Genomic DNA, 22,877 nt, shown 5'->3' on the forward strand with positions numbered 1-22,877 from the left:
GATCATAGCTGCGAAAGGGTGAGGATCCAGTTATGAATTCCCGATCCGGCCAAACGGGCGGCAAACCGGCCATTGCGGGCGGCGGTCTGACCCTTGTCACGGTGCCCATCGGCACGGCCAACGACATCACCCTGCGCGCGCTCGATGTGTTGAGAGAGGCCGACGTTCTGGCCGCCGAAGACACGCGATCCCTGCGCAAGCTGATGGATATCCACGGGATCCCGCTGGGTGATCGTCCGCTGGTCGCCTACCACGATCACAACGGCGACCGCACCCGCCCCCGCCTGATGGCCGCGCTGGAGGCCGGTCAGTCGGTGGCCTATGCGTCAGAAGCCGGAACCCCGCTGATCGCCGACCCGGGATACGATCTGGCGCTCGCCGCGCGAGAGGCGGGGTACAAGGTCACGGCCGCGCCGGGCGTATCGGCCGTGGTGACGGCGCTGTCGCTGGCGGGCCTGCCGACCGATCGGTTCCTCTTTGCCGGGTTTTTGCCCAACGCGACCAAGGCGCGGCGGGATCAACTGGGCCTGCTGGGGGCAGTGCCCGCGACGCTCGTGTTCTATGAATCGCCAAAGCGGTTGGACAAGATGTTGGGCGACGCCGCACAGGTGCTGGGTGGTGACCGGATCGGCGTTGTGGCACGGGAACTAACGAAAAAGTTTGAAGAAATCCGGCGCGGACCGCTGGAGGAATTGGCGTCGCATTACAAAGAAAATGGCGCCAAGGGTGAGATCGTGGTGCTGATCGAACCGGGGAAACCGACATCCGCTAACCAATCCGAAATACTTGATGCGCTAAAGTCGGAGTTAGACGCCGGACAATCCGTGCGCGACGCCACTGACGCGGTCACTCAGGACAGCGGCTGGCCACGTCGCAAGGTGTATCAACTGGCGTTGGAACTGACGCGGGGCTGATATGCGACATTGGGATCAATCACAGGATTTGGGGCTGGCGACACCGGTGGCCCCCTCGGCCAGACGTGTTCGTGGTGGACAGATGGCCTATCACTCCGGCCTTGCGGCCGAGGCGGCGGTTGAACGTCTGTACCTGTCGCGCGGTCTGACGCTGTTGGAACGCCGCTGGCGCGGCCCGGCGGGCGAAATCGATCTGATCTTTGCCGAAGGTGACGCCGTCGTGTTCGTCGAAGTCAAAGCCGCCAAAACCTTTGCCCAGGCCGCGGAACGGGTCACCCTGCGGCAGGCCAACCGCATCGCCACATCCGCCATGGCCTATCTAGACACGCGCCCCATGGGCAGCCTGACGGACATGCGCATGGATGTTGCGCTGGTCGATCGGACGGGCGCGGTGGATATCCGCGAAAACGCATTCGCGGATTTCTGGTAAAGGCGGATTGCCCCTGACGGGTCTTTCGGCCATCAAGATCCCGACATTTATTTCGGGAGATGCGCTTTGAAAGTTGCCATCCAGATGGACCCGGTCGCGGCCATCAACATCGACGCCGACAGCACGTTCCGTATCGCGGAAGAAGCGCAGGCACGTGGACATTCGCTGTTTTACTACACGCCGGACAAGCTGTCCTATCAAGAGGGTCGGGTCATGGCTCGGGGCCAGACGCTGGTCGTGCGGCGGGAACAGGGCAATCACGCCGACCTGGGCGAGATGGAAGAAGTCGATCTGGCCGATTTCGACGTTGTCTGGCTGCGTCAGGACCCGCCTTTCGACATGTTCTACATCACCACGACGCATCTGCTGGAACGGCTGATGCCGGAAACGCTGGTGGTCAACGATCCCTTCTGGGTGCGGAACTTCCCGGAAAAGCTTCTGGTTCTGGATTTCCCGGACCTGACGCCACCGACCGCCATCGCGCGCGATCTGGAAACGATCAAGGATTTCCGCGCCAAGCATGGCGATGTGATCGTCAAACCGCTTTATGGCAATGGCGGCGCGGGCGTGTTCCGGATCACGCCAGAGGATCGCAACCTTGCCTCTTTGCATGAGATGTTCACCGGCTTTTCCCGCGAACCGCTGATCGTGCAGAAGTTTCTGCCGGCCGTCTCTGCGGGCGACAAGCGCGTGATCCTTGTGGACGGGGAACCGGTGGGGGCGATCAACCGCGTGCCGGCCAAGGGGGAAACCCGGTCCAACATGCACGTCGGTGGCCGCCCCGAGAAAGTCGGGCTGACGGATCGGGATCGTGAGATCTGTGACCGGATCGGGCCGTTGCTGAAAGAACGCGGCCAGATCTTCGTGGGCATCGACGTCATCGGCGATTGGCTGACCGAGATTAACGTGACCTCCCCCACCGGCATCCAAGAGCTTGAGCGGTTCGATGGCGTCAACATCACCGCCAAGATTTGGGAGGCGATCGAGGCCCGCCGCGCCTCCTGACCCCGTCGGGCGCCGTTAACGCCCTATCAACCATTCCCCCGTTAACCTTGATCTCGCAGGGTTGTCCGGGGGGATGCATGATCGCCAAAGCCTATACCGTCGCCTTCCAAGGGGTCGAGGCCCGGCTGGTCGAGGTGCAATGCGCCGTCACCGCCGGGATGCCCGCCTTTGCCATCGTGGGCCTGCCCGACAAGGCCGTAAGCGAAGCCCGTGATCGCATCCGTAACGCCCTGATCGCGCTTAAAATTGCTTTGCCGTCCAAGCGTGTGACCGTGAACCTGTCGCCCGCGGACCTGCCCAAGGAGGGCAGCCATTTCGACCTGCCGATTGCGTTGGCGTTGCTGGCGGCGATCGACGTTTTGCCCGCCGACACGGTGGAAACCGCCATCGCGCTGGGGGAATTGTCGCTGGACGGGACGCTGATCCCGGTGACGGGCTGCCTGCCTGCTGCGGTCACCGCCGCCGAAACCGACCGCGCCTTGTTCTGCCCCGCCGCGTGCGGGGCAGAAGCCGCTTGGATCGACGCCACGCAGGTCATAGCGCCCGCGACCCTGGGCGATCTGTTGCGCCACCTGACCGGACAGGCCCCGCTGACAGAGGCACAGGCCGGGCAGGTCCATGACCACCACGAACCTCGCGATCTGGCCGACGTGAAGGGGCAGGAACGGGCGAAACGCGCCTTGGAAATCGCCGCGGCGGGGCGGCATCACCTGCTGATGACCGGCACGCCGGGCGCGGGAAAATCCATGCTGGCCGCTCGTCTGCCCACGATCCTGCCGGATCTGTCGGCGGCCGAGGCGTTGGAAACCTCGATGATCCATTCGGTTGCCGGGCTTTTGACCGATGGCGGAATCTCCCGACGCAGGCCGTTTCGCGATCCGCATCACACGGCCTCGATGGCGGCCATCGTGGGGGGCGGGCGCGGGTCGAAACCGGGGGAAATCAGCCTTGCCCACAACGGTGTTCTGTTTCTGGATGAGTTGCCAGAATTTCCCCGCACGGTGCTCGATACCTTGCGCCAACCCATTGAAACGGCAGAGGTTGTGATCTCTCGGGCCAATGCGCATATGCGCTATCCCTGCCGGTTTCTGCTGGTTGCGGCGGCTAACCCCTGCCGCTGTGGGTATCTGCCGGACCCGAACCGGGCGTGCAATCGTGCGCCGGGGTGTGGGCAGGATTACCTTGGCCGGATCTCGGGCCCGATGATGGATCGGTTTGATCTGCGGATCGAGGTGCCTCCGGTCGCGTTTCGCGATCTGGATCTGCCGGGGGCGGGGGAGTCTTCTGCGCAGGTGGCGGCGCGGGTGGCTGCGGCGCGGGGAATTCAGGATCAGCGTTTTCAGGATCAGGCCGAGGCGCGGCAGAACGCGGATGCTGAGGGTAAGCTATTGGAAGACATCGCAGAACCCGATGCGGAAGGGCGCGGCATGTTAGAACGTGCGGCGGATCGGTTTGGTCTGACGGCGCGCGGCTATCACCGGGTGTTGCGCGTCGCCCGGACCATCGCCGATCTGGCGCAAAGCCCTACAGTCCGCGCCCCCCATGTGGCCGAGGCATTGGGCTTTCGACTGGGCGGCGCGGGGTAAGATCGCGATCAGACTGGCCAGGGGCCGGTCGTCAGGTCCATCGCGTAAGGCACGGGGTCATAAGATTTTTTCGCCCCCTCGGCGCGCCATTTCTGGAACGCCGGGTCCGTCAGATGCGCCATGACATAGGCCTGCGCATCTTTCGATACAGGCAGATTATACCCGGCAATCCGCGCTGCGACGGGGGCATAGAAAGCGTCGGCCAAGGAGTAGTCGCCGAACAACCACGGCCCATCTGCGCCGAACCTGTCGCGCGCCATGGACCACAGGGTTTCGATCCGCGCCAGATCGGCCAGCACTGCGTCTGACGGGGTGAAGTCCTGATATTGATGCAGCAATTGCATCGGGCAGGCGCCGCGCAGCGCGCTGAACCCTGCGTGCATTTCTGCCACCAGCCAACGGGCGAAGGCGCGGGCGGCGGGGTCTTTGGGCCAGAACCCGGCGTCGGGGTGACGCTCGGCCAGTACCTCGGCCATGGCTTGGGTTTCGCCGACGACCACGCCGTCGTGGGTGCGCATGACAGGGACCAGACGGGCCGGGGCCAGCTCGGCCAGGTCTTCGGTCATGGTGCCATCGTAGAGGCCAACCAGATGGGTGTTGAACGGCAGGCCGAACTTTTCGAACATCAGCCAGCCGCGCAGGGACCAAGAGGAAAAGGTCTGGTCTCCGATATAAAGGTCGTAGGTCATGCAAAGCTCCGCAGTATGGGTAATCTAGACATACTGCGGCACTCATCATTCACACAGCGAATAATTGTGCGAAAATATATCAATGATTGTGATTAATGAGGTGGACGTTCCAGCCAGCGGTGTGTCGCTGAATCGTCGTGACCGACAGGTTGTCGATCTTCTGCCCCAAGCTTTGCGTCGGCGTTTCGCCTTTGGCAAGGCCCAGCTGGGTCAGGATCATGCCGAAATGCCCGACCACCACGATATCTGCGCCCTTATGCTGATCATGCAGGCGGTCCAGCACCGCGGCGACGCGGGTTGCAACGCCATTCCAGCTTTCGCCATTGGGTGCGGCGAGGTCTCCGGGCGATTCCCAAAAGGCGCGCGACAGTTCGGGGTGTGTTTCGGCCGCGTCGGAAAAATGCTTGCCGTCCCAATCGCCGAAATCAAATTCGCGCAGGCCCGGATCATGGGGCAGGCGGGTGCGGCCTGCGCTGATGGCGTCGGCGGTCTGGATCGCGCGGCTTAGGTCAGAAGAGATCAGCAGCGCGTCAGAGGGCAGGCCGTTATGCAGTCGTTCGATCGCCGCGGTGTCGGACAGGTCGGCGGGTACATCGCGCCAGCCGACAAAGTTTTTCTCATGCGTCGGACCGTGCCGGACCATGTGGAACGTCGTCATTCAAAAGACCCTTTCAGAACGTTGGGCAGGCCCACGATGACCTGCGCCACACGCGTCGCCTGTGCTGCCATGCGAATGTTCAGGCGGCCTTGCGCCTCGCGGAATTGGCGCGACAGGGCATTGTCGGGAACGATGCCCTGACCCACTTCGTTGGTGACCATGGTGATCGGCGCGGGGCTGTCCGACAGCGCGGCGATCAGGGTGTCGGTTTCTGCCTGCACGTCTTTCTCGGCCAAGATCAGGTTGGTTAACCACAGCGTCAGACAGTCGATCAGGATGGGGGCAGAGCCTGCCTTTTCGATCGCTTCGGCCAGATCAAAGGGCGCTTCGATCGTTGTCCAGTGGGGGCCGCGGGCTGTGACATGGGCCTGAATCTTGGCGCGCATTTCGTCGTCCCAGGCCTGCGCCGTGGCGATGTAGACGGGCGTACCGCCTTGGGCCAGAACGGTTTTTTCCGCGAAAGCCGATTTGCCGCTGGCGGCGCCACCAAGGATCAGGGTCAGCGGTGTCTGCAATTAATCTATCTTTCCAGTGAACCAAATGGCGATGTGGTGCGTTTAAGTCAGTGAGACAAGAAATCAATAGGGTCGCCGAGGCTTTGCTACAAAGAGCACTGGGCGATCCCGCAAATGACCCGGGGGGGCCATGGCACTGACCACCAATTCCGACACGTCCTTGTCGCGCCGCGCGATGAAAGCTGAACTGCTGGATGCCGAAACCGAACTGGAACTGGCATACGCTTGGCGGGACAATCAATGTGAACAGTCTTTGCACCGTTTGGTGACCGCCTACATGCGATTGGCGATCTCCATGGCCTCAAAGTACCGGCGCTATGGCGCCCCGATGAACGACCTGATCCAAGAAGCGGGCGTTGGCCTGATGAAGGCGGCCGAAAAGTTCGACCCGGACCGGGGCGTGCGGTTTTCGACCTACGCCGTTTGGTGGATCAAGGCGTCCATTCAGGATTACGTGATGCGGAACTGGTCGATGGTGCGGACCGGCTCCACCTCTTCTCAGAAAGCATTGTTCTTCAACATGCGCCGCGTTCAGGCCCAGCTGGAGCGTGAAGCGGCGGCGCAGGGCCAGACGCTGGACAAGCACCAGTTGCTGCAACTGATCGCGACCGAAGTGGGCGTTCCGCTGCGGGACGTAGAGATGATGGATGGACGGTTGTCCGGCTCCGATTTCTCGTTGAACGCGACCCAGTCGGTGGATGAAGAGGGCCGCGAGTGGATCGACACGATCGAAGACGATGGTGCGCAGGCCGCTGAGACGGTCGAGGAACAGCATGACCGCGAATTGCTGCGCGGCTGGCTGGCCCAAGCGATGGCCGCGTTGAACGAACGTGAGACGCTGATTGTCAAGGAACGCAAACTGCGCGACGCACCGCGCACGTTGGAAAGCCTTGGCGACGAGCTGGGCCTGTCCAAGGAACGTGTGCGCCAGTTGGAAGCTGCGGCCTTCAAGAAGATGCGAAAGCATCTGGAAGGTCAGGGTATCGAGGTTGCGGCGCTGCTGCACTAAGACTGGCTGGGGCTCTGCCCCCGACATTTGGAGCGGCGACAGCAGTTTGACGCGTGCGGAAAAGGCTTTGTCCGCTGTGTTTGGATCGTCGCCGTATCCGACGTCGTCGGCCATCGTTCAGCATAAGTGGCATCCCGACGCGCAATGATGCATCGCCCTCGTCGCAGAAATTGAGCAGGATGCCGATCAGGCCGCACACCTAGGTCATGGGTTGTGACAGGCCGTTTTTCCGGTCGTCCAAGGGATTGCGGGCGACCTCTGAAACCGGCACGACGCTGTTTCGGCAGGATGAGTGCGGTCGATAAAGGCCAGGATCGCGCTTCCACGGATTTTAAGCAAAGCGCCCTGAAACTTTGGAAACACGATTGACCCGCCCGGTAGGCTGCAATCACCGCAGCATATGCAGGGTCCAGTCGTCGCCCCGATCACGACCGGCTCAACTGTTGGCTGATCCCCTCGGCGGCGGTCATGACCACCGTTCGAAAGGCCCGCGACTGTGCGTCATGTCGGCTGCGCGGGATGGCGAGGCTAAGCACGGCATAGGGCATGTCGGCGTGGTTGCGCACCTGCGCGGCGACACAGATAACGTCGCGTTCGGTCTCAACCGGACCGACGGCAACCCCTTCTCGAGCAAGCTCCTCTAGGTATTCCGCCAGCCGTTGCGGCGGCAGAAGCGGTGTCCGGTGTGCGCGCACCGCAGCGAAACTTGCTTCCTGACGTGTCTTTCCCGCCGCCGCGAGATGCAGCATTCCGACAGGGCTTTCATGTGGTGCAAGGTCACCCTCTAGGATCGCGCGGGACACGCGCAGCATGTGCCGACCTTCGACCGCATCCGCCACGATCACCTGCGTCCGGTCGAAAACCGTCAAATGAACCGTTTCGCCGTAATCCTCAACCAGCCTTTCCAGCGTCGGGCGGGCTGTAGCGACCAGAGCAGAGGTGTCGACAAGCACGCGGTAAAGTGAGGCGATGAACGGTCCCAGCCGGTAACGTCCCCGCGCGACCCGGGTTAGCATGCCGATCTTGCGCAGTTCGTCCAAGACGTCATGGGTGCCGCTGGTCGACATGTTCATGCGGCGCGCGATGTCCGACAGGCCCAGTTCCGGTTCGCGTTCGGAAAAAAGCCGCAAGACATCGCCGACTTTCCGGATTGTCCCCATGAATACCTCCTTTTGAATATTTTCTCAGACCCAGCTTCCGGTAATTCCGGCAAAAGTAACGGTATTGTTCGATACCTTTAGGTATATCCGAAAGCCGCATTTGATGTCCCCAGCCCGGACGCAATGGAGAGCGCCGGCAAACGGGAGGACATCATGAAAGACAACACAACGCAGGGCACTGCGCCCTACACCGGTGCCGAATTCCTAGACAGTTTGCAGGACGGACGCTGCGTCTATGTCCACGGCGAACGCGTGAAGGACGTCACCAAACACCCGGCGTTCCGCAACTCGGCCCGGATGGTGGCGCGCTGGTACGATCGCGTGCACGCAGGCAAAGACACCTTCGGCCGCCCGACCGACACCGGCAATGGCGGCTGGACGCATCCCTTCTTCAAGGGGCCAACCTCGACCGAGGACATGGTCGCCAGCCGTGACGCCATCGCCGATGCACAGCGCGTCGCGAATGGCTGGATGGGGCGGTCGCCGGACTACAAGGCCGCATTCTTGGGCACGCTTGGCGCCAACAGCGGCTTTTACGGCGAATACGCCGAGAACGCCAAGATGTGGTACGCCCGGACGCAGGAGCGGCTGGACTACTGGAACCACGCCATCGTCAACCCGCCGATCGACCGCCACCTGCCGATCGAGGAGACCGGCAATGTGTACATGCAGGTCGAAAAGGAAACTGACGCGGGCCTGATCGTTTCGGGGGCCAAGGTCGTGGCGACCGGATCGGCGCTGACGCATTACAACTTCATCGCGCATTACGGCATTCCGATCAAAGAGAAGAAGTTCGCCCTGATCTTCACCGCTCCGATGGATGCAGAAGGGGTCAAGCTGATCTCTCGCGCGTCCTACGAACTGAACGCGGCCGTCATGGGCACGCCCTTCGACTATCCGCTGTCGTCACGTCTGGACGAAAACGACGCCATCCTTGTTTTCGACAAGGTGCTGGTGCCGTGGGAGAACATCTTTGTCTACGGCGATGTCGAAAAGATTAACGCCTTCTTCCCGGCCTCGGGCTTTATCCCGCGTTTCACCCTGCACGGCGTCACGCGCCTCGCGGTCAAGCTCGACTTCATCTCGGGTCTGTTCTCCAAGGCGCTGGAAGCGACTGGATCGGGCGTGTTCCGCGGGCCGCAGACGGCCGTGGGCGAAGTGGTCGCCTGGCGCAATCTGTTCTGGGGGCTGTCGGATGCGATGGTGAAATCCCCGCTTCCGTGGGACGGCACCGAGGGCTACGTGCTGCCGAACATCAACTACGGCCTCGCTTACCGGGTCTTCGCGCCCATGGCCTATAGCCGCATCAAGGAACTGATCGAGCGTCACGTCGCCTCTGGCCTGATCTACCTGCCGTCTTCGGCGATGGACTTTGGTTCGGACGAGGTGCGGCCCTATATCGACCGCTTTGTGCGCGGCTCGAATGGCATGGTTGCGATCGACCGGGTCAAGCTGCTCAAGCTGTTGTGGGACGCGCTTGGGTCCGAATTCGGCGGGCGGCATGAGCTGTATGAAAGCAACTACGGCGGCAATTACGAAAACATCCGGATCGAGACGATGCTGACCGCTCAGGCCACTGGCGAGATGGAGATGATGCACAACCTCGTTGAAGAATACATGTCCGAATACGGGCTGGACGGCTGGACCGCCGCGGACATGATCAACCCGTGGGATGTGAACCGTCTGAAAGACGGCTTCCAATAAACCCATCGACGCGGCCCGTCTGAGGCGGGCCGCTTATCCCCTCAAGGTCAAGACCATGGATTTCGATACTCCGAAAACCCGCATCCTGCCGGATCGCGCCGCGCGCTTGCCCAACTCCGTTCTGGCCATCGGGGCCTTTGACGGGGTGCATCGTGGCCACCAAGCCCTGATCCGCGCCGCCGTCATCGAGGCCCGCGAACGCGGCGTGCCTGCCGTTGTATGGACCTTCGATCCGCCGCCGAAGGTCATGTTCGGACGGGCGGCCCAGCTGTGTCCGCTGGACGAAAAGCTGGCCCGCATCGCAAGGCTGGGCGTGGACTGTATTGTCGTGGCCCGGTTTGATCAGGTTTATGCCGCCCGCGATGCAAGGGCCTTCATGGCGGACCTCGCCCGCGTCAGCCCTTTGACGATCCATGTCGGCGGCGACTTCCGTTTTGGCGTCGGCCAGTCCGGCGATACCGACCTGCTGGCGACCCGCTTCAACGTCCGTATCGCAACGCCCATCCTGTGCGAGGCGGGTGAACCCGTTTCCTCTACCCGCATCCGCGCACTGCGCGCGGACGGTCGCGACGTCGAGGCGCAAGCGCTGCAAGGCGATTTCGACACGGGCCAGGCATTTGCCGCACGGAGGCTGCTCCTTGATCTCAGACCCTTTCCACACACGAAAGAAGCTTTGTCATGACACCCCGTGCCCTGCCTGCCATCGACCCGCGCGCGTTGCGTGACGCCTGCGGACGCTTTGCCACCGGAGTCACGGTGATCTCTACGGTCACCGAGGACGGCGATCACGGCATGACGGCCAACGCCTTCATGTCCATTTCGCTGGATCCGCCGCTGATTTCGATCTCGCTTGATCGGAAGGCGCGAATGCTGGGCAAGGTGCGCGAGGCGCGGCGCTATGCCGTCAGTATTCTGACCTCGGGAATGGAGCCGCTGGCGCGCCATTTCGCTGGACGCGCCGATCCGACGGTCACCCAGCCCTTTGCCCATCTGCAGGGTGTGCCGGTGGTGCCGGGCGCCTCGGCGGTTTTCGTCGCTGATGTCACGCAGGAGGTTGAGGCGGGCGACCACGTCCTGTTCATCGGCCGGGTCCGCCACATGGAATTGTCTGACGACGCGCAACCGCTGCTGTTCTACGGCGGACGTTTTGGCGCCGTGGCTTGACGGCGAAACCTCAGACGTAACGGGCATCGAATGCCATTGGCTTCTGCGATCGGATGGCAAACCGCCCCCTGCGCCCAAGCGGGGATAACGTGCTCTCTTTACTGCATCCGCGCCGCTTAAGTGCGCGCTGGCCAACGACCGGCGCACTCCCTGCCGTAACAAGCGGGTTTGAGGGGCAGTGCCTGAAGGAACTGTGGATGGGCTTAAATTTCCGTTACCCAACGCATGGGTCAGGCCCCCCGACCCCGGGATATTTTGATCAAGCTGAAAAGGGGTGGGCCGTGGGGCGCGCCCCTTTGGCTTGTCTTGGATGCGTGTGCGTCCTAGGGTCTGCGGGTGGACCTGAAGGGGTGTTAAGATGCTGTCAGGCAAGAGCATATTGCTAATCATCAGCGGCGGGATCGCGGCGTATAAATCGCTGGACCTGATCCGGCGGTTGCGCGAACGCGGGGCGTCGGTGGTGCCTGTGATGACCGGCTCGGCGTCGGAATTCGTGACGCCCATGTCGGTGTCGGCCTTGGCGGGCGAAAAGGTGCATACCGACCTGTTCGATCTGGGGACCGAGGCCGAGATGGGCCATATCCAGCTGTCCCGTGTGGCGGATTTGGTGGTGGTGGCCCCGGCGACGGCGGATTTGATCGGTAAGGTCGCGGGCGGGCTGGCGAATGATCTGGCCTCGACCCTGTTGATGGCGACGGATACCGACGTGCTGATGGCGCCCGCGATGAACGTGCGGATGTGGGAGCATCCGTCAGTGCAGCGCAACGTGGCGTTGTTGAAGGGGGACGGGATTGCCTTTGTCGGCCCGAACGAAGGCGATATGGCCTGTGGGGAATTTGGCCCCGGACGCATGGCCGAACCGATGGAGATCGTCGCGGCGATTGAGGCCAAGCTGGCGGATGGGCCGCTGAAGGGGAAGCGGGTCGTCGTGACCTCGGGGCCTACGCACGAACCCATTGATCCGGTGCGGTATATCGCCAACCGTTCCTCGGGGGCGCAGGGTACGGCCATTGCGCGGGCCTTGGCCGCGCTGGGGGCCGAGGTGGTGTTTGTCACCGGGCCTGCGGATGTGGCCCCGCCCGACGGGGTCGAGGTGGTGGCGGTGCAATCGGCGCGAGAGATGCTGGAGGCGGTCGAGGCTGCGCTGCCTGCGGATGCGGCCGTGATGGCGGCGGCTGTGGCGGATTGGCGGGTGAAGTCGGAATCCACGTCTAAAATCAAGAAGGTGAAGGGCGCGCTGCCCGTGTTGGAGTTCGAAGAGAACCCCGACATTCTGGCACGGGTGTCGCAGATGTCCGACGGTCGGCCCGGATTGGTCGTGGGCTTTGCGGCGGAAACGGATGACGTGGTGGGCAACGCCACGGCCAAGCGCGAGCGCAAGGGCTGTGACTGGATCGTGGCCAATGACGTGTCGCCTGCGACGGGCATCATGGGCGGGACGGAAAACGCCGTGGTCGTCATCACCGAGGGCGGCGCGGACGTCTGGCCGCGGATGGGCAAGCAGGCCGTGGCAGACAAGCTGGCCGAGCGGATCGCAGCGGCGCTGTTGTGACGCCTCCGGCGGGAGTATTTGGGGAAAGATGAAGCCTGTTGGGATTTCAGTCGCTTGGACGGAAGCAGCGGATCGGCAGATCGCGCTGCCCACTTTTGCGACGGCAGGGGCTGCGGGTGCGGATGTGCGGGCGAATTTGCCCGAGGCTGCGTCGGTTGAGCTGGCGCCCGGGGCGCGGGCGTTGATCCCGACGGGGCTGCGCATGGCGATACCTGACGGGTTCGAGGTGCAGGTGCGGCCTCGGTCCGGGTTGGCGCTGAAGCATGGGGTGACGGTTGCGAATGCGCCGGGGACGATTGACAGCGACTATCGCGGAGAGCTTGGGGTGATCCTTGTGAACCTTGGGGATCAGCCTTTCGTGGTGACCCATGGGGAGCGGATTGCGCAGCTGGTCGTGGCGCCTGTGGTTCAGGCGTCGTTTGAGGTTGTCGCGGATTTAGACGCAACAGACCGGGGAACGGGCGGATTTGGCTCGACCGGGACCAGTTAGTACGGGAGGGGCTGATGCTATTGGTTTTCATTATCGCAGCCTTTCTGTGGGGGGTGGGCAGTATAACCCAGGTCCCGAGGGTGTTGCGTGGCTGGGCGATACTTTTTTTGTGGGCGGTCGTTGTCCTGGCCCATCTGGTGCTGCCAGACGGCAATGGAATAAGGGCTGCGACGGGGGGATCGGCGGCCCCATGGCTGATGCTGGGCGGGGCTGGTTTGATCGTGGTTTTGTACCGTACGGTGCTGCAACGATTGCGTAAGGGTGCGCTGGCGCGGGGTGCGTCGCTGGCGGCTGAGTCGGGTGAGTCGGCGGATCAGGGCCCGTTCCGGGAGGCCGAGCTGCGCCGCTATGCGCGCCACATCATTCTGCGAGAGGTCGGCGGGCCGGGGCAGCTGAAGCTGAAGCAGGCGCGTGTGCTGGTGGTGGGGGCCGGGGGGCTGGGATCGCCCGCGCTGATGTATCTGGCAGCGGCGGGGGTCGGAGAGATCGGTGTCGTGGATGACGACACTGTCGATAGCACCAACCTGCAGCGGCAGGTGATCCATGGCGATCAGGACATCGGGCGGCCCAAGGTGCAATCGGCGGCGGACCGGATGATCGCAATCAACCCGTTTATTGAGGTGAAGACCTATAACCGGCGGCTGGAAGGCGATGCGGTGCGCGATCTGGTGGCGGGCTATGATCTGGTGCTGGACGGGACGGATAATTTCGACACGCGCTATGCGGTGAATTCTGCCTGCGTTTTGGCGGGTAAGCCCCTGATCTCGGGCGCTTTGACGCAATGGGAGGGGCAGGTGTCGGTGTTCGATCCGGCCAACGGCGCGCCCTGTTATCAATGCGTGTTTCCGCAGGCGCCCGCGCCGGGTCTGGCGCCGTCCTGTGCAGAGGCCGGGGTGATCGGGCCGCTGCCGGGCGTGGTCGGGTCGATCATGGCCATCGAGGCGGTGAAGGTGATCACCGGGGCAGGCGCGGCGCTGCGGGGCGAGATGCTGATCTATGACGCGCTTTGGGGCGAGACGCGGAAAATTCGCGTGAAACCGCGGGCAGATTGCCCGGTTTGTGGCGGTGCAGGGCTGGCGGAGGACGCGGCCAAGGCCTAGGTTTCCTGCAAAGGAGATCTGTCATGAACAATCCGCTGCTGGCCCCCTGGGACACGCCCTTCGAGCTTCCGCCCTTTCACAAGATCGACGACGAGGATTTCGCGCCCGCGCTGGAAACCGCGCTGACGCTTCATAACGCTGAAATCGCGGCGATTGTCGCGGATTCCTCCACCCCGGATTTCGAAAACACGGTGGCGGCGCTGGAGGCGTCGGGAGAGGCGTTGGGCAAGGTGTTGTCGGCGTTTTTCGCGCTGTCGGGGGCGGATGCGACGCCGCGGCGGCAGGAGCTGCAGCGGGACTTTTCGCCGAAGCTGGCCAAGCATTTCGCGGATATTTCCGGCAATGAGGCGCTGTATCGCCGCATTAAAAAGGTGTGGGACAAGCGGGAAGAGTTGGGGCTGGACGAGCAGGATGCGCGGCAGCTGTTTCTGGTGCATCGCGGTTACGTGCGGTCGGGTGCTGCGTTGACGGGGGCGCAGGCGGATCGGATGAAAGAGATCAAGGAGCGGCTGGCGGTTCTGGGGACGGAATTTACGCAGAACCTGCTGAAGGACGAGAGTGACTGGTCGATGGATTTGACTGAGGCGGACCTTGAAGGGCTGCCGGATTTCCTTGTGGATGCCGCGCGGTCCGCAGGGGAAGAAAAGGGCAAGGATGGGCCGGTGATCACGCTGTCACGGTCGTTGATTGTTCCGTTTCTGCAATTCTCTGCGCGTCGGGAATTGCGGGAAAAGGCGTGGAAGGCTTGGACGTCGCGGGGCGCGTTTGGCGGTGAGACGGACAACCGGGCGATTGCGGCCGAGATTCTGGCGCTGCGGGAAGAGCGCGCGAAGCTGCTGGGGTACGAGAACTTCGCAGCATTCAAGCTGGAGACCGAAATGGCGGGCGAGCCCGAGGCCGTGCGCCAGTTGCTGATGGATGTCTGGGAGCCCGCGAAGGCGCAGGCGCTGGCGGATCAGGATGTGTTGTCGGCCATGGCGGCTGAAGATGGCGTGAACGGGGATATCGAGGGCTGGGACTGGCGCTATTACGCAGAGAAGCGGCGCAAGGCCGAGCATGATCTGGATGAGGCAGCGTTGAAGCCGTATTTCCAGTTGGACAAGATGATCGAGGCCGCGTTTTACTGCGCCAACCGGTTGTTCGGTCTGGACTTTTTCCCGATCGACGCGCCCTCCTATCACCCTGACGTCCGCATGTGGGAAGTGTCGCGGAACGGTGAACATGTGGCCGTACTCCTTGGCGATTACTTCGCGCGGGGGACCAAGCGGTCGGGCGCGTGGTGTTCTGCCATCCGGTCTCAGGCCGTGCGGCCGCGCGAACAGGCTCCTGTTGTCGTAAACGTGTGCAACTTTGCCAAACCGCCGAAGGGTCGGACGGCGCTTTTGTCTTATGACGATGCGCGGACGTTGTTCCACGAGTTTGGTCATGCGTTGCACCAGATGCTGTCGGATGTGCGTTGGGAAGGCGTGTCGGGCACATCGGTTGCGCGCGATTTCGTTGAGCTGCCATCGCAGTTGTATGAGCACTGGCTGGAAGTGCCTGAGGTGCTTGAGAAATATGCCGTGCATGTGGACACGGGCCAGCCGATGCCGCGCGAGATGCTGGACAAGGTTCTGGGCGCTGCGAACTTCGACATGGGGTTCCAGACGGTGGAATACGTGGCCTCGGCCCTTGTGGATCTGGAGTTCCACGATGGTGCGGCGCCGTCCGATCCGATGGCGAAACAGGCCGAGGTGCTGGAGGCGATGGGGATGCCAAGCGCGATCCCGATGCGCCATGCGACGCCGCAGTTTGCGCATGTGTTTTCAGGCGACGGCTATTCCTCGGGCTATTACAGCTACATGTGGTCCGAGGTGATGGATGCGGACGCCTTTGCCGCCTTTGAAGAGGCGGGCGGGGCGTTTGATGAGACGACCGCCAAGTCGCTGGAAGAGAACATCCTGTCCAAGGGCGGATCGGTCGAGGCGGCAGAGCTGTACGAGCGGTTCCGCGGACGGTTGCCGGGGGTCGAGGCGCTGCTGAAGGGCCGCGGGCTGGCGGCCTGATCGGATGTCTGAGGGAGGAGCACCGATAAAACGCGCCTACGGGGTGCATCTGTTGACCGCCAGCGGCGCGGTCTTTGCCATGCTGGCGATGATCGCCGCCGTCGCGGGCGACTGGGCGGTCATGTACCTGTGGCTGGTCGCGGCGCTGGTGGTCGACGGGATCGACGGGCCCTTGGCGCGGCGATACGACGTGGGCCGCAACGCCAGCAACATCGACGGGGTGCTGCTGGACCTGATCATCGATTACCTGACCTATGTGTTCATCCCGGCCTATGCCCTGTTCGCTTCGGGCTATTTGCCCATGGGGCTGGACTGGGCCGTGCTGGTGGGGATCGTGTTCTTTTCCGCGCTGTATTTCGCGGGGGATTGGATGAAGACGCCGGACAAGTCTTTCCTAGGCTTTCCGGGATGCTGGAACATGGTGGTGCTGGTGGTTTTCGCCGTGTCACCGCCCGTGTGGATCACCGTGCTGGTGATCGTGGTGCTATCGGTGGCGATGTTCCTGTCGGTGCGGTTCGTGCATCCGGTGCGGACAAAACGCTGGCGGTGGGTGACCCTGCCCATGGCGATGCTGTGGGTGATCTGCGCCGCGGCCTCGGCTTGGGTGAACTTTGCCGCTTGGCCGCTGGTGGAAACCGGGTTGGTGGTGTCGAGCCTGTATCTGCTGGGCGCGGGTCCGGTGCAGCAGGTGATGGAGCGTTGATTGACGCTGTCCGGCGAGTCCGCCGGGCGGTGCCATGATCGACTTGGTTTTTTGTTGACCACTAGGTTGGGGGCGCTGCCCCCTTGGCGCTTTGCGCCAATTCCCCCGAGGTATTTGGTAACCAGAAGAAGCAGGGCCAGAAGAAGCAGAGGCAGGGCGCCTTTCCCCGGTGGTGGGGAAAGGCGGTTTTTGGCTTAGAACTCGATGGCTTTGAGCACCTCTGGTTCGATGACGTTCACGCCGTCGAGCGTATTGACCATTTCTTCGGCCGATTGTTCCAGCAGCGCGAAGGTCTTGTAGTGGCAGGGGATCACCGTCTTGAAATCAAAGAAGGTTTTCGCGGCATAGGCGGCGCGGCGCATGTCCATCGTGAAGTGGCCGCCCGAAGCGAGGATGCCGATGTCGGGCTGGTGAAGGTCGTTGAAGATTTTCATGTCGGCCATGACGTCGGTGTCGCCCGAGAAATAGATCGTGTGGCCTTCGCCCGAGATCATGAACCCGGCCTCGGACCCGGCATAGCCGCCGTCGGGGGTGGAAGAACTGTGGGTGGCGTTCACCATCGTCACCTTGACGTCGCCGATGGCCACGGTGCCGCCCTTGTTAAAGCCCGTCGTGTTTTCCACGCCCTTGCCGTTGATCCAGCCTGCAAGCTCGACCATCGTGTAGATGGGCAGGTCGTTGGCCTTGGCGATGTCGATGGCGTCGCCAACGTGGTCGCCGTGACCGTGGGACAGCAGGATCGCGGTGACGCCTTCGGAGGCTTCGGACAGGCGGTCGTCGGGGAAGACGGGGTTGCCCGACAGGAAGGGGTCGATCAGCAGGCATTGCCCTGCGATGTCGATTTTGAAGCCGGAGTGGCCAAGCCAGGTGATTTTCATAAGGGTTCCTCCTAGATCATTGGGAGAGAGCCTAGCGCGTGGGCGGGACAAGGGAAGAGCCAATGGAGCAGAGCAACGTCATTAACGCCTATTGCGAACGGGTGGGGCTGGGGTTCTGGGATGAGCCGCTGAATGCGGTGACCAATCTGGCCTTTGTCATTGCGGGCCTTTGGGTCTGGATGCGGGGGCGCGGCGTGATCCCGGTGCAGGTGCTGGCGGCCGTGCTGATCGCCATCGGGATCGGGTCGGGGTTGTGGCACACGCTGGCGCGGCCCTGGACAGGGGCGGCGGATGTGCTGCCGATCGTGATCTATGTGCTAGCCTATGTATATTTCGCGAACCGATATTACTGGGGGATGTCTGTGCCTTGGGCAGCTGGCGGGACCGTGGCGTTTTTTCCTTACGCTGCGGCGACGATCCCGCTGTTTTCCATGGTGCCGGGGATTGGCGGGTCTGCGGCCTACATGCCGGTGCCGCTGTTGATCGCGATCTATGCGGTGCTGTTGCGAAAGCGGCTGCCAGAGGTAGCGCGCGGGCTGGGCATCGGCGTCGCGATCCTGACGGTGTCGCTGTTGATGCGGATATTGGATGAGCCGATCTGCGATGCCTTTCCCATAGGCACGCATTTCCTTTGGCATGTGCTGAACGCGATAATGCTGGGCTGGATGGCCGAGGTGTTGCGGCGCCACCTTGCGGGGGGCGGCAGGGGGCGCTAAACCGACCCGGATTCAAAGACACCCAAGGGGGAAGCATGTCCATCGACGAAGGCACCGCCGCAAAGGTCGCCAAGCTGGCCCGGATCAAGGTCGAAGAGGCCGATCTGCCCGCACTGGCACAGGAGTTTAACAACATCCTTGGCTTTATCGAACAGCTGAACGAAGTCGATGTTGAGGGCGTGGAGCCTATGACGTCCGTGACGCCGCAAAAGCTGAAGCGGCGCGAGGATGTGGTGACCGATGGTAACCAGCAAGAGGCCGTGCTGAAGAACGCGCCGGATGCGCGCGAAGGCTTCTTTGCCGTGCCCAAAGTGGTGGAGTGACCGACATGAGCGAGTTGACCAAGCTGACGATTGCCGAGGCGCGCGATGCGCTGCGCAAGGGCGATGTGACCTCTATCGAGCTGACCGAGGCCTGTCTGACGGCGATTGATGGCGCCGATGCGCTGAATGCCTTCGTGCATAAGACGCCCGAGATCGCGCGGGACCGCGCGGCGGCGGCAGATGCGCGGATTAAGGCGGGCGATGCGCCGGACATGTGCGGCATCCCGGTGGGCATCAAGGATTTGTTCTGCACCAAGGGTGTGGCGTCTCAGGCCGCGTCGGGCATCTTGGAAGGGTTCAAGCCCGAGTATGAATCGACCGTGTCCCAGAACCTTGTGGATGCGGGCGCGGTGATGCTGGGCAAGCTGAACATGGACGAATTTGCCATGGGATCGTCTAACGAGACGTCCGTTTACGGCAACGCGGTGAACCCGTGGCGGCGTGAAGGATCGGATGCGGCGCTGACGCCGGGCGGGTCGTCGGGCGGCTCGGCTTCGGCGGTGGCGGCGGACCTGTGTCTGGCGGCGACCGGCACGGATACCGGCGGGTCGATCCGCCAGCCTGCGGCCTTTACCGGGACCGTCGGGATCAAGCCGACCTATGGCCGGTGTTCGCGCTGGGGCGTCGTGGCTTTTGCGTCGTCGCTGGATCAGGCGGGGCCGATGACCAAGACGGTGCGCGACGCGGCGATCATGTTGGAAGCGATGTGTTCGCATGATGCGAAGGACAGCACCTCGATCGATCTGCCTGTGCCGGATTTCGAAGCCGCGCTGACCGGGGACATCAAAGGCAAGACCATTGGTATTCCCAAGGAATATCATATGGATGGTATGCCACAGGAGATCGAAGACCTGTGGACGCGCGGTAAGGAAATGCTGCGCGATGCGGGCGCGAAGATCGTTGATATCAGCCTGCCGCACACGAAATACGCGCTGCCCGCCTATTACGTGATCGCCCCGGCCGAGGCGTCTTCGAACCTTGCCCGCTATGACGGTGTGCGCTTTGGCCACCGGGCCAAGCTGGCCCAAGGCGATGGCATCACCGAGATGTACGAAAAGACCCGCGCCGAAGGCTTTGGCGCCGAGGTGCAGCGTCGTGTCATGGTCGGCACCTACGTGCTGTCGGCTGGTTTCTATGATGCCTATTACAACCGCGCGCGCCGGGTTCGGACGTTGATCAAGAAGGACTTTGACGACGCCTTCGCGGATGGGGTCGATGCGATCCTGACGCCAGCAACGCCGTCGGCGGCCTTTGGTCTGGGCGAGATGAAGGATGCGGACCCGGTTCAAATGTATTTGAACGACGTCTTCACCGTCACCGTGAACCTTGCCGGTCTGCCGGGCGTCGCGGTGCCCACCGGGCTAGACAAACAAGGGCTGCCGCTGGGTCTTCAGCTGATCGGTCGCCCGTGGGAAGAAGCCGACCTGCTGAACACCGCCTATGCGCTGGAACGTGCCGCAGGTTTTGTGGCCAAGCCCACGAAATGGTGGTAGTTTCCGCATAATCAGATCGGGGGCGGCGCTGTCCGGCCCCCGGCAGGCAGAGCGGTGGTGCGATGATGATCGGTGGAACACGCGGTATTTCCTTGGGCCTTTCTGGGGTGATCATGGTCGCTTTGGCGGCGTGCTCTCCGGCGGTGCCGGACAGCGGCGCGGGCGTCGGGTTCGACAATTATTCCCAGTATCAGCGTCAGCGCGAGGCGCAGTTGGCGGGCAATGCGGCCACTTTGCCGCCCGCCGCGTCGGTGTCGTCCGAAACGCTGCCCAGCACGACCGCGTCGACCACAGCCGCCCCGGCCAGCGAGGCGGAAAGCCTTGCCGCCGATACGCGCGCTGTTCTGAATTCGGCGAATACGACGGCGAACTACACGCCCTCGACCGGGGCAGGCACGACGGCCCAGTCGGGCGTGTTGGAGGCCAGCCCGTCGAACCCCGCGCCAGTCGCCGTGAATTCGGTCGGGATTTCCAACGAGAACGATTTCGAGGCGGTTGGCGATCAGCGATCCATCGCGGCGGATGCGGCCTTGATCGAACAGAACAAGGCCAATTACACGGTCGTCCAGCCCGAAGCGCTGCCCGCGCGTACCGACACCGGGCCGAACATCGTGGCCTTTGCGTTGCAGACCAACCATGGAGTCGGGCAGCAGGTCTATCGCCGGACCAATCTGCCGGGGGCCGAAAACCGCTATCAGCGGGTCTGTTCCAACTATCCGTCGCCTGATTTGGCACAGACGGAGTTCCTGCAATCCGGCGGGCCGGAGCGGGATCGCCGGGGCATGGACCCGGACGGTGACGGGTTTGCCTGTTCGTGGGATCCGCGTCCCTTCCGCAAGGCGGCTGGCGGCTGATCCCTTTGGGGCAGGAGCCGCAGCCAGACCACAAGGGCGCCATCTGGCACCCATCCCCCAATTGCAACGCGCGCCGTCACGGCGGGCCGCCTGATATGGTGGTGCTGCATTACACCGGCATGGTGTCCTGCGCCGCGGCGTTAGAGCGGTTGTGTGACACCGACCCGCCCGAAGGGCTGTCGCCCGTGTCGGCGCATTACCTGATTTCCGAGGTCGGAGAGGTCTGGCAGATGGTGGCCGAGGGCGATCGCGCCTGGCACGCGGGCGTCGGTGCATGGGGCGAAGTGGGGGACGTGAATTCTCATTCCATCGGGATCGAATTGGCGAATACCGGCGCACATCCCTTTCCCGAGCCGCAGATGACAGCGCTAGAGGCCGTTCTGGCGGGCGTGTTGTCGCGGTGGTCGATCCCGCCAGACCGCGTGATCGGGCATTCGGACATGGCGCCGGATCGTAAGGCCGACCCGGGGCCGCGGTTCGACTGGCGTCGGCTGGCGCTGCGGGGGCTGTCGGTCTGGCCCGAGGTGTCGGGTGATTGGGATACGGGTGCGTTTTTCGATGATTTGGCGCAGATCGGGTACCGGGTGCCGGACGGCGCTGAGGATACCGAGGCGCTAATGCTGTGGGCGTTTCGCCTGCGCTTCCGGCCTTGGGCGGTGTCGCATGACGGGGTCGAGGCGGCGGATGCGGCGTTGGCCGCGGATCTGGCGCGGCGGTTCGGGGAAGAAGGAGAGAGTGTGCCGGAGGGGTGGTCGTTTAGGTTTTAGCCGCAATCTTTAGGTCAGAGGTCTTTGAAGAGGGCAGCGCCCGGCCCGAGGGTGGGCGCAAAAGCGCCCGCCCATGGGGCGGGTCGGGCGCTGCCCGGCGTGCCGCCGGGCGGGACACATAATAAATGTGGTGCTAAGATCTTTCGGGTGCTGAGGTGCTGAGACCGGGCAGTTAGGTCAGTACCCCAACCCGCGATCGACCAGATAGAGCAGCGGCTCTCCGGCCTCTCCCCTCCGGATATTCTCGGCGATCACTTTTGATGCCGACGCGGGCCGGGTTTCCGACGCGATATGGGGCGTGACGGTGACCTTCGGATGTGCCCAGAAGGGGTGATCCTGCGGCAGGGGTTCCACCCGGAAGACATCCAGCGTGGCGTGGCCGATCTGACCACTGTCCAGCGCCGCCAAAAGCGCGTCATCTTCGATCAGGGGCCCACGCCCCGGGTTCACGATCACCGCGCCCTTGGGCATCAAGGCCAGAGTTTCAGCGTTCAGTGTGTTTTCTGTCGCAGGGGTGCGAGGCAGCAGAAGGACAAGGATTTCAGCGGATTGCAGAGCGGACTTCAGGCCGTCCTGACCGCTTAGGCAAGTGATGCCGGGGATGGATTTCTGGCTCCGACTCCAGCCGGTGACGGGGAAGCCTAGCCTGGCCAGTGCCTGCGCGCAGGCGGCCCCCAATTCGCCCAGACCCAGCACTGTAACGGGTCGATCAGAGGCAAGGGGCGGCACTTTCGGTTCCCAACTGCCGGACTGGCGGGCCAGAAAATAATCGATGTCGAGGTGGTGGCGCAGTACGTGGCCGGTGACCCATTCGACCATGCCTTGGGTCAGCGCGGGGTCGACCATCCGGGCCAGCGGGATCTTGAGCGTCGGGTTGTCCGCGATCCCTTCGACCCCGGCCCAGAGGTTCAGAACCGCCTTGGCGCGGGTGAAGGGGGTGAAATCCTGCACGTCCGAATTGGGGGCGTAGACGATGTAATCAACCGTCTCGGGGGGCAGATCAGTGGCCAGCGTCGCGTCGATCCCGGCCTTGGCCAGCGCGTCGGTCAGGGGGGCGCGGTAGTCGTTCCAGCGGGCTTCGGTCGCGGCGAAAAGGACGTTCAGGGGCATCAGTTGGGCCTT

The 22,877-nt window shown here is 63.1% G+C and carries 24 protein-coding genes; 18 read left to right on the top strand and 6 right to left on the bottom strand.

Annotated elements, in window-relative coordinates; translation table 11 throughout:
• The first annotated feature begins 32 nt into the window (after positions 1–32).
• The 4 genes from rsmI (at position 33) to ACI3GR_RS13405 (ending at position 3,935) form a co-directional block, all read left to right on the top strand.
• Positions 33–914 (top strand): 16S rRNA (cytidine(1402)-2'-O)-methyltransferase, encoded by an 882-nt coding sequence (rsmI, locus tag ACI3GR_RS13390; RefSeq protein ID WP_407495197.1) that lies wholly within the window; start codon positions 33–35, stop codon positions 912–914.
• Between the two features lies 1 nt (position 915).
• Complete coding sequence (locus ACI3GR_RS13395) at positions 916–1,344, top strand: YraN family protein (protein ID WP_407495198.1); 429 nt, start codon at positions 916–918, stop codon at positions 1,342–1,344.
• 66 nt (positions 1,345–1,410) lie between these two features.
• Positions 1,411–2,349, top strand: a complete 939-nt coding sequence (gene gshB, locus ACI3GR_RS13400) for a glutathione synthase (protein ID WP_407495199.1) — start codon at positions 1,411–1,413, stop codon at positions 2,347–2,349.
• 77 nt (positions 2,350–2,426) lie between these two features.
• Entirely contained in the window at positions 2,427–3,935 is a 1,509-nt protein-coding gene (locus ACI3GR_RS13405) for a YifB family Mg chelatase-like AAA ATPase (RefSeq protein ID WP_407495200.1), read from the top strand.
• Between the two features lie 8 nt (positions 3,936–3,943).
• On the opposite strand, the gene ACI3GR_RS13410 is transcribed toward ACI3GR_RS13405, so the two are convergent.
• The 3 genes from ACI3GR_RS13410 to cobU all read right to left on the bottom strand — a co-directional run bounded on the left by ACI3GR_RS13410 (position 3,944) and on the right by cobU (position 5,797).
• On the bottom strand, positions 3,944–4,624 hold the full coding sequence (locus tag ACI3GR_RS13410; RefSeq protein WP_407495202.1) for a glutathione S-transferase: 681 nt from the start codon (positions 4,622–4,624) through the stop codon (positions 3,944–3,946).
• Positions 4,625–4,703: 79 nt separating this feature from the next.
• Positions 4,704–5,282, bottom strand: a complete 579-nt coding sequence (locus tag ACI3GR_RS13415) for a histidine phosphatase family protein (protein WP_407495203.1) — start codon at positions 5,280–5,282, stop codon at positions 4,704–4,706.
• On the bottom strand, positions 5,279–5,797 hold the full coding sequence (gene cobU, locus ACI3GR_RS13420) for a bifunctional adenosylcobinamide kinase/adenosylcobinamide-phosphate guanylyltransferase (protein ID WP_407495204.1): 519 nt from the start codon (positions 5,795–5,797) through the stop codon (positions 5,279–5,281). Before cobU ends, ACI3GR_RS13415 begins: the two co-directional genes overlap by 4 nt.
• 130 nt (positions 5,798–5,927) lie before the next feature.
• Here cobU and ACI3GR_RS13425 point away from each other — a divergent pair, with 130 nt between their 5' ends.
• A complete protein-coding gene (locus ACI3GR_RS13425; RefSeq protein WP_407495205.1) occupies positions 5,928–6,806 on the top strand; it encodes an RNA polymerase factor sigma-32 in 879 nt (292 codons plus the stop codon).
• A gap of 425 nt (positions 6,807–7,231) precedes the next feature.
• Here the strand turns inward: ACI3GR_RS13425 and ACI3GR_RS13430 are convergent, their stop codons facing one another.
• Positions 7,232–7,966 carry an IclR family transcriptional regulator gene (locus tag ACI3GR_RS13430; RefSeq protein ID WP_407495207.1) on the bottom strand — a complete coding sequence of 245 codons (735 nt, stop codon included), beginning with the start codon at positions 7,964–7,966 and terminating at the stop codon, positions 7,232–7,234.
• A 153-nt stretch (positions 7,967–8,119) separates the two neighbouring features.
• Here ACI3GR_RS13430 and ACI3GR_RS13435 point away from each other — a divergent pair, with 153 nt between their 5' ends.
• The 8 genes from ACI3GR_RS13435 to ACI3GR_RS13470 all read left to right on the top strand — a co-directional run bounded on the left by ACI3GR_RS13435 (position 8,120) and on the right by ACI3GR_RS13470 (position 16,724).
• The gene (locus ACI3GR_RS13435) at positions 8,120–9,670 is read left to right on the top strand and encodes a 4-hydroxyphenylacetate 3-hydroxylase N-terminal domain-containing protein (protein ID WP_407495208.1); all 1,551 of its coding nucleotides are present in this window, start codon (positions 8,120–8,122) and stop codon (positions 9,668–9,670) included.
• A 55-nt stretch (positions 9,671–9,725) separates the two neighbouring features.
• Positions 9,726–10,352: an FAD synthetase gene (locus ACI3GR_RS13440; RefSeq protein WP_407495210.1), complete on the top strand. Its 627-nt coding sequence runs from the start codon at positions 9,726–9,728 to the stop codon at positions 10,350–10,352.
• Positions 10,349–10,834: a flavin reductase family protein gene (locus ACI3GR_RS13445; protein ID WP_407495211.1), complete on the top strand. Its 486-nt coding sequence runs from the start codon at positions 10,349–10,351 to the stop codon at positions 10,832–10,834. The genes ACI3GR_RS13440 and ACI3GR_RS13445 overlap by 4 nt, the downstream gene beginning before the upstream one ends.
• 358 nt (positions 10,835–11,192) lie before the next feature.
• The gene (gene coaBC / locus ACI3GR_RS13450; protein WP_407495212.1) at positions 11,193–12,386 is read left to right on the top strand and encodes a bifunctional phosphopantothenoylcysteine decarboxylase/phosphopantothenate--cysteine ligase CoaBC; all 1,194 of its coding nucleotides are present in this window, start codon (positions 11,193–11,195) and stop codon (positions 12,384–12,386) included.
• Between the two features lie 28 nt (positions 12,387–12,414).
• The gene (dut, locus tag ACI3GR_RS13455) at positions 12,415–12,876 is read left to right on the top strand and encodes a dUTP diphosphatase (RefSeq protein ID WP_407495213.1); all 462 of its coding nucleotides are present in this window, start codon (positions 12,415–12,417) and stop codon (positions 12,874–12,876) included.
• Positions 12,877–12,890: 14 nt separating this feature from the next.
• A complete protein-coding gene (locus tag ACI3GR_RS13460; protein WP_407495214.1) occupies positions 12,891–13,976 on the top strand; it encodes a HesA/MoeB/ThiF family protein in 1,086 nt (361 codons plus the stop codon).
• Between the two features lie 23 nt (positions 13,977–13,999).
• The gene (locus ACI3GR_RS13465) at positions 14,000–16,021 is read left to right on the top strand and encodes a M3 family metallopeptidase (protein ID WP_407495215.1); all 2,022 of its coding nucleotides are present in this window, start codon (positions 14,000–14,002) and stop codon (positions 16,019–16,021) included.
• Positions 16,022–16,025: 4 nt separating this feature from the next.
• Entirely contained in the window at positions 16,026–16,724 is a 699-nt protein-coding gene (locus ACI3GR_RS13470) for a CDP-alcohol phosphatidyltransferase family protein (protein ID WP_407495216.1), read from the top strand.
• Positions 16,725–16,918: 194 nt separating this feature from the next.
• Here ACI3GR_RS13470 and ACI3GR_RS13475 read toward each other — a convergent pair whose 3' ends face one another.
• Entirely contained in the window at positions 16,919–17,602 is a 684-nt protein-coding gene (locus ACI3GR_RS13475) for a metal-dependent hydrolase (RefSeq protein WP_407495217.1), read from the bottom strand.
• Positions 17,603–17,664: 62 nt separating this feature from the next.
• On the opposite strand from ACI3GR_RS13475, the gene ACI3GR_RS13480 reads away from it, so the two are divergent.
• The 5 genes from ACI3GR_RS13480 to ACI3GR_RS13500 all read left to right on the top strand — a co-directional run bounded on the left by ACI3GR_RS13480 (position 17,665) and on the right by ACI3GR_RS13500 (position 21,755).
• Positions 17,665–18,318, top strand: coding sequence for a hypothetical protein (locus ACI3GR_RS13480; protein ID WP_407495218.1), 654 nt, complete (start codon positions 17,665–17,667; stop codon positions 18,316–18,318).
• A gap of 35 nt (positions 18,319–18,353) precedes the next feature.
• Positions 18,354–18,641 carry an Asp-tRNA(Asn)/Glu-tRNA(Gln) amidotransferase subunit GatC gene (gene gatC, locus ACI3GR_RS13485; protein ID WP_407495219.1) on the top strand — a complete coding sequence of 96 codons (288 nt, stop codon included), beginning with the start codon at positions 18,354–18,356 and terminating at the stop codon, positions 18,639–18,641.
• Between the two features lie 5 nt (positions 18,642–18,646).
• Positions 18,647–20,134 (top strand): Asp-tRNA(Asn)/Glu-tRNA(Gln) amidotransferase subunit GatA, encoded by a 1,488-nt coding sequence (gene gatA / locus ACI3GR_RS13490; RefSeq protein WP_407495220.1) that lies wholly within the window; start codon positions 18,647–18,649, stop codon positions 20,132–20,134.
• 65 nt (positions 20,135–20,199) lie between these two features.
• The gene (locus tag ACI3GR_RS13495; protein ID WP_407495221.1) at positions 20,200–20,988 is read left to right on the top strand and encodes a hypothetical protein; all 789 of its coding nucleotides are present in this window, start codon (positions 20,200–20,202) and stop codon (positions 20,986–20,988) included.
• Positions 20,989–20,993: 5 nt separating this feature from the next.
• Positions 20,994–21,755, top strand: coding sequence for an N-acetylmuramoyl-L-alanine amidase (locus tag ACI3GR_RS13500; RefSeq protein WP_497204830.1), 762 nt, complete (start codon positions 20,994–20,996; stop codon positions 21,753–21,755).
• Between the two features lie 177 nt (positions 21,756–21,932).
• Here the strand turns inward: ACI3GR_RS13500 and ACI3GR_RS13505 are convergent, their stop codons facing one another.
• Positions 21,933–22,865: a 2-hydroxyacid dehydrogenase gene (locus ACI3GR_RS13505; RefSeq protein WP_407495223.1), complete on the bottom strand. Its 933-nt coding sequence runs from the start codon at positions 22,863–22,865 to the stop codon at positions 21,933–21,935.
• Between the last annotated feature and the right edge of the window lie 12 nt (positions 22,866–22,877).

Origin of the sequence: Pseudooceanicola aestuariicola (assembly GCF_045763785.1) — a bacterium.
GTDB lineage: Bacteria > Pseudomonadota > Alphaproteobacteria > Rhodobacterales > Rhodobacteraceae > Pseudooceanicola.

What these genes read in the sequence shown, in the direction of transcription:
- ACI3GR_RS13440 (WP_407495210.1), top strand. Translation starts at nt 9,726, where the DNA reads ATGGATTTCGATACTCCGAAAACCCGCATCCTGCCGGATCGCGCCGCG.
- coaBC (WP_407495212.1), top strand. Translation starts at nt 11,193, where the DNA reads ATGCTGTCAGGCAAGAGCATATTGCTAATCATCAGCGGCGGGATCGCG.
- ACI3GR_RS13415 (WP_407495203.1), bottom strand. Translation starts at nt 5,282, where the DNA reads ATGACGACGTTCCACATGGTCCGGCACGGTCCGACGCATGAGAAAAAC.
- rsmI (WP_407495197.1), top strand. Translation starts at nt 33, where the DNA reads ATGAATTCCCGATCCGGCCAAACGGGCGGCAAACCGGCCATTGCGGGC.
- ACI3GR_RS13470 (WP_407495216.1), top strand. Translation starts at nt 16,026, where the DNA reads ATGTCTGAGGGAGGAGCACCGATAAAACGCGCCTACGGGGTGCATCTG.
- ACI3GR_RS13465 (WP_407495215.1), top strand. Translation starts at nt 14,000, where the DNA reads ATGAACAATCCGCTGCTGGCCCCCTGGGACACGCCCTTCGAGCTTCCG.
- ACI3GR_RS13495 (WP_407495221.1), top strand. Translation starts at nt 20,200, where the DNA reads ATGATCGGTGGAACACGCGGTATTTCCTTGGGCCTTTCTGGGGTGATC.
- gatC (WP_407495219.1), top strand. Translation starts at nt 18,354, where the DNA reads ATGTCCATCGACGAAGGCACCGCCGCAAAGGTCGCCAAGCTGGCCCGG.
- ACI3GR_RS13505 (WP_407495223.1), bottom strand. Translation starts at nt 22,865, where the DNA reads ATGCCCCTGAACGTCCTTTTCGCCGCGACCGAAGCCCGCTGGAACGAC.
- ACI3GR_RS13395 (WP_407495198.1), top strand. Translation starts at nt 916, where the DNA reads ATGCGACATTGGGATCAATCACAGGATTTGGGGCTGGCGACACCGGTG.
- ACI3GR_RS13475 (WP_407495217.1), bottom strand. Translation starts at nt 17,602, where the DNA reads ATGAAAATCACCTGGCTTGGCCACTCCGGCTTCAAAATCGACATCGCA.
- ACI3GR_RS13460 (WP_407495214.1), top strand. Translation starts at nt 12,891, where the DNA reads ATGCTATTGGTTTTCATTATCGCAGCCTTTCTGTGGGGGGTGGGCAGT.
- ACI3GR_RS13405 (WP_407495200.1), top strand. Translation starts at nt 2,427, where the DNA reads ATGATCGCCAAAGCCTATACCGTCGCCTTCCAAGGGGTCGAGGCCCGG.
- ACI3GR_RS13445 (WP_407495211.1), top strand. Translation starts at nt 10,349, where the DNA reads ATGACACCCCGTGCCCTGCCTGCCATCGACCCGCGCGCGTTGCGTGAC.
- ACI3GR_RS13430 (WP_407495207.1), bottom strand. Translation starts at nt 7,966, where the DNA reads ATGGGGACAATCCGGAAAGTCGGCGATGTCTTGCGGCTTTTTTCCGAA.
- ACI3GR_RS13480 (WP_407495218.1), top strand. Translation starts at nt 17,665, where the DNA reads ATGGAGCAGAGCAACGTCATTAACGCCTATTGCGAACGGGTGGGGCTG.
- dut (WP_407495213.1), top strand. Translation starts at nt 12,415, where the DNA reads ATGAAGCCTGTTGGGATTTCAGTCGCTTGGACGGAAGCAGCGGATCGG.
- gatA (WP_407495220.1), top strand. Translation starts at nt 18,647, where the DNA reads ATGAGCGAGTTGACCAAGCTGACGATTGCCGAGGCGCGCGATGCGCTG.
- ACI3GR_RS13435 (WP_407495208.1), top strand. Translation starts at nt 8,120, where the DNA reads ATGAAAGACAACACAACGCAGGGCACTGCGCCCTACACCGGTGCCGAA.
- ACI3GR_RS13425 (WP_407495205.1), top strand. Translation starts at nt 5,928, where the DNA reads ATGGCACTGACCACCAATTCCGACACGTCCTTGTCGCGCCGCGCGATG.
- ACI3GR_RS13410 (WP_407495202.1), bottom strand. Translation starts at nt 4,624, where the DNA reads ATGACCTACGACCTTTATATCGGAGACCAGACCTTTTCCTCTTGGTCC.